Consider the following 2,849-nt stretch of genomic DNA (forward strand, 5'->3'; position numbering starts at 1 on the left):
CATCCAGTTTTGAATTGGCATCTGCCTGATGAAAGCTCATTTCCGCATAGAGTAACTCGCCAGGTGCGGACTGGATTTGCAAGGGATCAAGTGTGATTGCATAAAGATGTTGCGAAGATAATATGGTTAAAATGGCAATTTTTAATTTGTTATAAATAGTCATCTTGATCCATGAAACAGTGATGTTTTAGTCAATTCAAAAGTATACATTACCGTGATGTAAATGAATTGTAAAATCTTCATCTGCAATCATAAGAAAAAAGCCGATCAACTGTGATCGGCTTTTGATTTTCATCTGTTTTTTTGCTTAGGCGTGCTTGTATTCTACCAAGATGCGAAGCATACGGCGTAACGGTTCTGCCGCGCCCCAGAGAAGCTGGTCACCCACTGTAAATGCGCCCAGGTATTCTTTACCCATATTCAGCTTGCGCAGACGGCCCACTGGAACAGTTAAAGTACCTGTAACCGCCACAGGAGTCAGGTCAGTCATGGAGGCTTCGCGGGTATTTGGGACCACTTTCGCCCATTGGCTTGAATTGCGGATCATGTCCTCAATCTCGTCAAGTGGCACATCTTTCTTCAATTTCAGCGTTAAAGCCTGTGAGTGGCAACGCATTGCACCAATACGCACACAGTGGCCATCAATCGGAACAATTTGCTGGTTACCCAGAATCTTGTTAGTTTCAACTTGACCTTTCCATTCCTCTTTTGATTGACCACTTTCAAGCTGTTTATCGATATATGGGATCAATGAACCTGCTAATGGCACACCAAAGTTAGACTTTGGAAAACCTTCACCACGTTGCAACTCGGCAATTTGACGATCAATATCAAGGATGGCGGATTTTGGATCGTCGAGTAATTCCTTAGTATTGTTGTACAGGTAGCCCATACCTGTAATCAGTTCACGCATGTTTTGCGCGCCTGCACCCGATGCGGCCTGATAAGTCATTGAGGTTGCCCATTCCACCAAATTATTCTGGAACAGTGAACCCAGGCCCATCAACATCAGTGAAACAGTACAGTTGCCGCCAACGAATGTTTTGGTGCCATTCACCAAACCGTCCTTGATCACGTTCAGGTTGACGGGATCAAGCACAATGATGGCATCATCCGCCATACGCAGGGTGGATGCGGCATCAATCCAGTAACCATCCCAGCCTTCAGCCTTCAGTTTTGGGAAGACTTCAGAGGTATAGTCACCGCCCTGACAGGTTAAAATGACATCCATTTGCTTCAGGCTGTTAATGTCTGATGCATCCATAAGTGCTGGGGCAGTCTTACCACCAAATGCAGGTGCTTCACCACCTGCATTACTGGTAGAAAAATAGAATGGCTCAATGTGAGCAAAATCATTCTCTTCAACCATACGTTGCATCAGGACAGAACCAACCATCCCACGCCAACCGACCAGACCTACTTTCATGTCATTGTGCCTCGGTATGTAAAAAACTTTATAAGGGGTTTGAGTGTATCAAAAGTGCCTGCAACTGCAAGCTTTACCTAAATAAAACCATAATTTTCTTGAGTGGAATAACTTGTTTGTATTAGATAGAAAATTGATAAGACCATAATATGATTAAGAAATCCATAATATCAGCAATGAAGTGTAATAAGAGTAGGGCAAAATGATAGCAATTGAGGTTTGTGCGGTGCTGGCGATCTGGTTGAGTGGATGGTCATTGATTCGACGGGATGAGTGGTGGTTTCGGGGGGCTGATTTTCCAAGATTACAGATTCTGTTCGTGGGGTTGGTTGCGCTTGCTGGCCTGCTTTTTATTAATGCAGAGTGGACATCCGTTAGGGAATTGCTGCTTTTGGGTGTGATTGCGGCGGTTGCCTACCAACTTAAGATGGTGCTGCCTTATACACCTGTCTGGAAAAAGCAGGTTTTGCATGTGCGTCAGGATCAACTGAATGTTGAGCAGCAAATCTCATTGCTGGTCGCCAATGTGCTGACCCCGAACCATAAATATCACCTGTTGCTGGAACAGATTAATCGTTTGCAGCCTGATGTGGTGCTGACACTGGAAACTGACCAGGTTTGGCAGGAAGCATTAAAACCGATTGAAGCGGATTATCCTTACCGCGTTGCAGTGCCTCAGGATAATTTGTATGGAATGCATCTATATAGCCGCTTGCCGTTAGCGGACACCGAAGTGAAATTCATCCTGAGTGATGAAACTCCATCCATCCATGCAACAATACGCCTGCGTTCGGGGCTAAGTGTGCAGTTGTACTGTCTGCATCCAAAGCCGCCAAGTCCCACAGAGGCAAAGGATTCCACCTTAAGGGATGCTGAACTCCTGATTGTGGGCGACCAGATCAAGGATATTGATGAGAGCTGTATTGTGATGGGTGACCTGAATGATGTGGCATGGTCAAGAACCACCCGCCTGTTCCAGCGGATCAGTGGTCTGCTTGACCCGCGTGTGGGGCGTTATTTTATGAATACCTTTCATGCGGATTATCCACTATTACGTTGGTCGCTGGACCATATTTTCCACAGTACAGACTTTGGTCTGGTTGAAATGAAGCGTTTGCCCCATATTGGTTCAGACCATTTTCCAATCTATGTGGTGCTGCAAACGGGACGGATATTTGAACAAAAGCAGCAAGAGCTGGAGCAGACAGAAAGTGATGAGGATGAGGCACAGCAGGCGATTCAGGAGGGTATAGCGAAAGCGGAGCAGGAGGGGAAAGTGGTGGTGGATGAACTTGCCCAGACTCATAAAAGTGTAATCATTAAGAATAAGCACTAAACGCTCATGTAAGCATTATCGTACAGTGATTTCAGTCCACAGCGAATAGTCATGGCCGCTTAAAAGATTTATCCGAATAGCCGTAAA

Annotated in this window: 2 protein-coding genes and 1 pseudogene; 1 reads left to right on the top strand and 2 read right to left on the bottom strand. The window is 45.3% G+C overall.

Annotated elements, in window-relative coordinates; all coding sequences use genetic code 11:
• Positions 1 to 163, bottom strand: a pseudogene (locus tag B4H32_RS09925) (FimV domain-containing protein); the annotation flags it as partial.
• Positions 164 to 307: 144 nt separating this feature from the next.
• Positions 308 to 1,426 carry an aspartate-semialdehyde dehydrogenase gene (gene asd / locus B4H32_RS09930; RefSeq protein ID WP_286802708.1) on the bottom strand — a complete coding sequence of 373 codons (1,119 nt, stop codon included), beginning with the start codon at positions 1,424 to 1,426 and terminating at the stop codon, positions 308 to 310.
• 202 nt (positions 1,427 to 1,628) lie between these two features.
• On the opposite strand from asd, the gene B4H32_RS09935 reads away from it, so the two are divergent.
• Entirely contained in the window at positions 1,629 to 2,762 is a 1,134-nt protein-coding gene (locus B4H32_RS09935) for an endonuclease/exonuclease/phosphatase family protein (protein ID WP_004674563.1), read from the top strand.
• The last annotated feature ends 87 nt before the right edge of the window (positions 2,763 to 2,849 follow it).

Origin of the sequence: Acinetobacter sp. UBA2063 (assembly GCF_002333245.1) — a bacterium.
GTDB classification, from domain to species: domain Bacteria; phylum Pseudomonadota; class Gammaproteobacteria; order Pseudomonadales; family Moraxellaceae; genus Acinetobacter; species Acinetobacter parvus.